The following is a 4,113-nucleotide window of genomic DNA, read 5'->3' as shown; positions in this document are numbered from 1 at the left end:
GGTCGCCGCCGCCGAACGATCTGAAAGATCAGAAGTTGATCATGTGCCCTGCGAGGCCGTGGATGGCTTCCTGCAGAGCCTCCGACAGCGTCGGGTGGGTGTGGACGTTGCGGGCCAACTCGTTGACAGTCAGGTCCCACTTCTGGGCGAGCGTCAGTTCCGGGAGCAACTCGGAGACGTCGGGTCCGATGAGGTGGCCACCGATGAGCTCACCGTACTGGGCGTCGGCGATCAGCTTGACGAAGCCGGTGGCGTCGCCGAGTCCGTGTGCCTTGCCGTTGGCGGCGAACGGGAAGTTCGCGACCTTGATCTCGCGGCCTTCGTCTTTCGCCTGTTGCTCGGTGAGTCCGAAGCTGGCGACCTGCGGCTGGCAGAAAGTCGCACGAGGCATCATGCGGTAGTCGTCGATCGGCAGGGTCTCCGCGCCGCCGATGGTTTCGGCGGCGACGACACCCTGAGCCTCGGCCACATGGGCGAGCTGGAGCTTGGCCGTGACGTCGCCGATGGCGTAGATGTGCGGGACGTTGGTCTGCATCGTGTTGGTGATGCCGATGGCGCCGCGATCGGTGAGCTCGACGCCGGTCTTCTCGAGGCCGAAGCCCTCGACGCGGGGCGCGAAGCCGACGGACTGCATCACCTTGTCGACGGTGACCGTCTCGGTCTCGCCCGACTTGTTGTTCTTGATCGCGACCGTGACCTTGGAGCCGTCGTCGTCGATGCTCTGAACGGCAGCGCCGGTCATGATCTTGACGCCCAGCTTCTTGTACTGCTTCTCGATTTCCTTCGAGACGTCGGCGTCCTCGTTGGGCAGCGCGCGATCGAGGAACTCGACGATGGTGACGTCGACTCCGTAGTTCTTGAGGACGTAGCCGAACTCCATACCGATGGCACCTGCGCCGACGATCAGGATCGAACCCGGCAGATCCTTCGTCATGATCTGCTCTTCGTACGTGACGACGTTCTTGCTCAGTTCGGTACCGGGCAACAGCTTGGTGGTGCTGCCGGTCGCAATGATCGCGTTGTCGAACGTGAGCGTCTCGGTGCCGCCCTTGGTGAGCTCCACCTCGATGGTGTTGGCGTCGGTGAACGTGCCCTTGCCGTCGTACTCGGGGATCTTGTTCTTCTTCATCAAGAAGTGGATTCCCTTGACGCGGCCGTCCGCAACCTTGCGGCTGCGATCGAAAGCCGCACCGAAGTCGAAGGATGCTTCACCGGAAATACCGAACAGCTTCGCCTCCTTGGTGAAGAGGTGCGCCAGCTCGGCGTTTCGGAGAAGTGCCTTCGAGGGGATGCAGCCGACGTTCAGGCAGACACCGCCCCAATACTTCTTCTCGATGATGGCAGTGCTCAGTCCGAGTTGTGCCGCGCGGATAGCAGCGACGTACCCACCGGGACCAGCTCCGAGGACAACGACGTCATAGTGTGAGGTCACGATTCACCAGGATAGTCCCGTCCTGAATCCCTGTCTCGAGACGGTCCAGTTACTGGCTGGTAGCTGCCGCGACGCGTCGGAAGTTCCCACCGTATACAGCCGCAACAGCGGCCTCGTCGAACCCTCGCTCACGCAGCACCGACGGCAGTGTGACGACATCCTCGGGCGGGACCCACTGCAGCGGACCGTAGCGGGTGTACTCGTCGGAAAACGCCTCGGGATTCGCCGCGAGTTCGGTGTTGAAATCCTCGGCGTCGAACGAGTAGTCGGAGCCGATTCCGATGTGCTCGATCCCGAGCAGCTCCACGCCGTACTCGATGTGATCGGCCATCGCCTGCACTCGACGAAGCCCGTCGTTCGGGCCGTTCGCGCCGAGGAAGATTCCAACGCCGTTGATGCCGACGACTCCCCCAGTCCTCGCGCATTCGAGGGCTTGTTCGTCGGTGATGTTTCGCGGATGTCGCCACAGCACAGCAAAATTCGAATGGCTGTAGATCATCGGCCGCTCGGTCGTCGATGCGATGTCGAGACCGGTGCGGATGGAGCAATGCGAACCGTCGACGAGCATTCCGGTGCGGTTCATCTCCTGAACCAGATCGCGGCCGTAGGACGTCAGGCCGGAGTCGTCGACATCGAGGCAGCCGGATCCTGCCGCGTTGGCGTAGTTGTACGTGGGCAACATCGACCGGACGCCGAGGTCGTAGAAGTGACGGACGTTGTCGAGGTCACCTTCGATCGGACGGGAATCCTCCAGGTCGAATGCGAGCGTGATCATGCCCTCGGCCTCACCCTGCTCGACCATCCGAAATCGACTGTCCGCAAGAGCTTTCCGACGAAAATCGGCGCACAGTTCCGTGGAGTCGGACTTCGAGTGAGGCGAGTAGCCGACATTGACGGACACGTAGGTACCCAGCGGGAACCTCGCCAGCTCCGCGACGTCGGCCGTCTGGATCAGCGGCAGGCAGACGTGTTGTTCCCACAGGTTCATATCGCGCTTCCCCCCTTGACGATGAGTACCACCGACACCAATCCGAGAACAACGTAGATGATCGCCGAACTGTGCGTCACCAGCCAGGTTCGCCAGGACTGTTGCACTGCCGCCGCTTCGGCACCCGATCGTGCCAGAACCAGCAGCGGTGTCGCCACTCCCAGCGTGGCAACGCCCACCCACACCACCGCCACCAGGACGGCTTCGACACCGTGCAGTTCCAGCAAGGTCAGCTCGGCCACCGCAACGGTGACCAGCATGTAGTTCGGCACCCACAATCCCAGCACGAAGGCCGCCACGAACCCGATGCGGTCGAGCCCACGAAGCCATTTGGGCGTCACTTCCTCCCGCCTGCGTTGCCTGATCCACAAGACCAGGACGAACAACGCAAGCGCGATCCCGATCACGAGTTCGATCCACGCGACGAGATGCCCGGTCGATTTCGCGCGCGGCCCCGGCGGCAACAGCGTTGCGGCGAGGACCATGACGACCGCGAGCGCAGTGACGTACCCGGCCGCGTACGCAGCCGACTTCGCTGCGCCCCGCTCGGTCGCTGCGAGGAGAAATGCGGGTAGAACCGACCACGGCCACACCATGACCACGAGACCTACGAGTACGAGCGTCAGCGCATGGCCGGTCATCCTTCGGGACAGTACCCGCGAGCTCGTGCAGTAGAAAGAATGCATGAGTATTTCCGGCGATCCCTATCTGTGGCTCGAACAGGTCACCGACGACACGGCCCTCGACTGGGTCCGCAGTCGAAATGCGGCCACCACGGAGGCCTTCGCCGGGGACGAATTCGACGCCGTCGAATCGCGCATCCTGGAGGTCCTCGACACGGATGCGCGAATTCCGTACTCGCGGCGTCGAGGTGAATACCTCTACAACTTCTGGCGCGACGCCACCCATGTGCGTGGGCTGTGGCGCCGGACGACGATGGACGAGTACCGCAAGGCCTCACCCGCATGGGACGTACTGCTCGATCTCGACGCCGTCGCCGAAGCCGAGGGCGAGAACTGGGTGTGGAGCGGCGCACAGGTACTGCGTCCCGCGCAGAACATCGCCTTGGTGACCATGTCGCGCGGTGGAGCCGACGCCACCGTCGTACGCGAGTTCGATCTGCAGACCCGGTCTTTCCGAGATCCGCTCGACGGCGGCTTCCATGTCGCCGAGGCCAAGACCGATATCGGCTACATCGATTCCGACTCCGTCTATGTCGGAACCGATTTCGGTGATGGCTCGCTGACCGATTCGGGCTACCCACGGATCGCGAAACGTTGGTCGCGTGGCACACCGCTCGCCGACGCGACCGTCGTGTTCGAGGGCGAAGCGAGCGACATCTCGATCTCGGCGTGGCACGACAGAACTCCCGGCTTCGAACGCGACTTCGTCCAACGTGCAACCGACTTCTACAACGCCGAGTTCTACCTGCTCGATGGCGACGCGTTGACACTCGTCGAGACCCCCACCGACGCGACGACCTCGGTCCACGAACAGTGGCTGCTGGTACGCACGATGACCGAGTGGACGATCGGCGACATGACGTATCCGTCCGGCGCACTGCTCGCCACCGATTTCGACGCATTCCTGGCGGGCGAGCGAGACATCACGGTGCTGTTCACCCCGGATGCCCATCGCTCGCTACACCAGTACGCCTGGACCGAGAACCACCTCTTGCTCGTCACCCTCGTCG

General features: G+C 63.0%; 3 protein-coding genes and 1 pseudogene. 1 reads left to right on the top strand and 3 read right to left on the bottom strand.

Going from position 1 to position 4,113, the window contains the following annotated elements:
* Positions 1 to 28 precede the first annotated feature (28 nt).
* Genes lpdA through A2J03_RS25645 form a run of 3 tightly spaced genes read right to left on the bottom strand, consistent with a single transcriptional unit; the run spans position 29 to position 3,061 of the window.
* A complete protein-coding gene (gene lpdA, locus A2J03_RS25655; protein ID WP_068379846.1) occupies positions 29 to 1,432 on the bottom strand; it encodes a dihydrolipoyl dehydrogenase in 1,404 nt (467 codons plus the stop codon).
* A gap of 49 nt (positions 1,433 to 1,481) precedes the next feature.
* Positions 1,482 to 2,420: a dipeptidase gene (locus A2J03_RS25650; protein WP_068379843.1), complete on the bottom strand. Its 939-nt coding sequence runs from the start codon at positions 2,418 to 2,420 to the stop codon at positions 1,482 to 1,484.
* Positions 2,417 to 3,061: a GAP family protein gene (locus tag A2J03_RS25645; RefSeq protein WP_068379840.1), complete on the bottom strand. Its 645-nt coding sequence runs from the start codon at positions 3,059 to 3,061 to the stop codon at positions 2,417 to 2,419. Before A2J03_RS25645 ends, A2J03_RS25650 begins: the two co-directional genes overlap by 4 nt.
* Positions 3,062 to 3,104: 43 nt before the next feature.
* On the opposite strand from A2J03_RS25645, the pseudogene A2J03_RS25640 reads away from it, so the two are divergent.
* Positions 3,105 to 4,113 (top strand): annotated as a pseudogene (locus A2J03_RS25640) (S9 family peptidase); the annotation flags it as partial.

Source organism: Rhodococcus sp. EPR-157 (assembly GCF_001647195.1).
Taxonomy (GTDB): domain Bacteria; phylum Actinomycetota; class Actinomycetes; order Mycobacteriales; family Mycobacteriaceae; genus Rhodococcoides.
The sequence above is the reverse complement of the archived record's forward strand: the minus strand, read 5'-3'. Positions and strand labels throughout refer to the sequence as shown.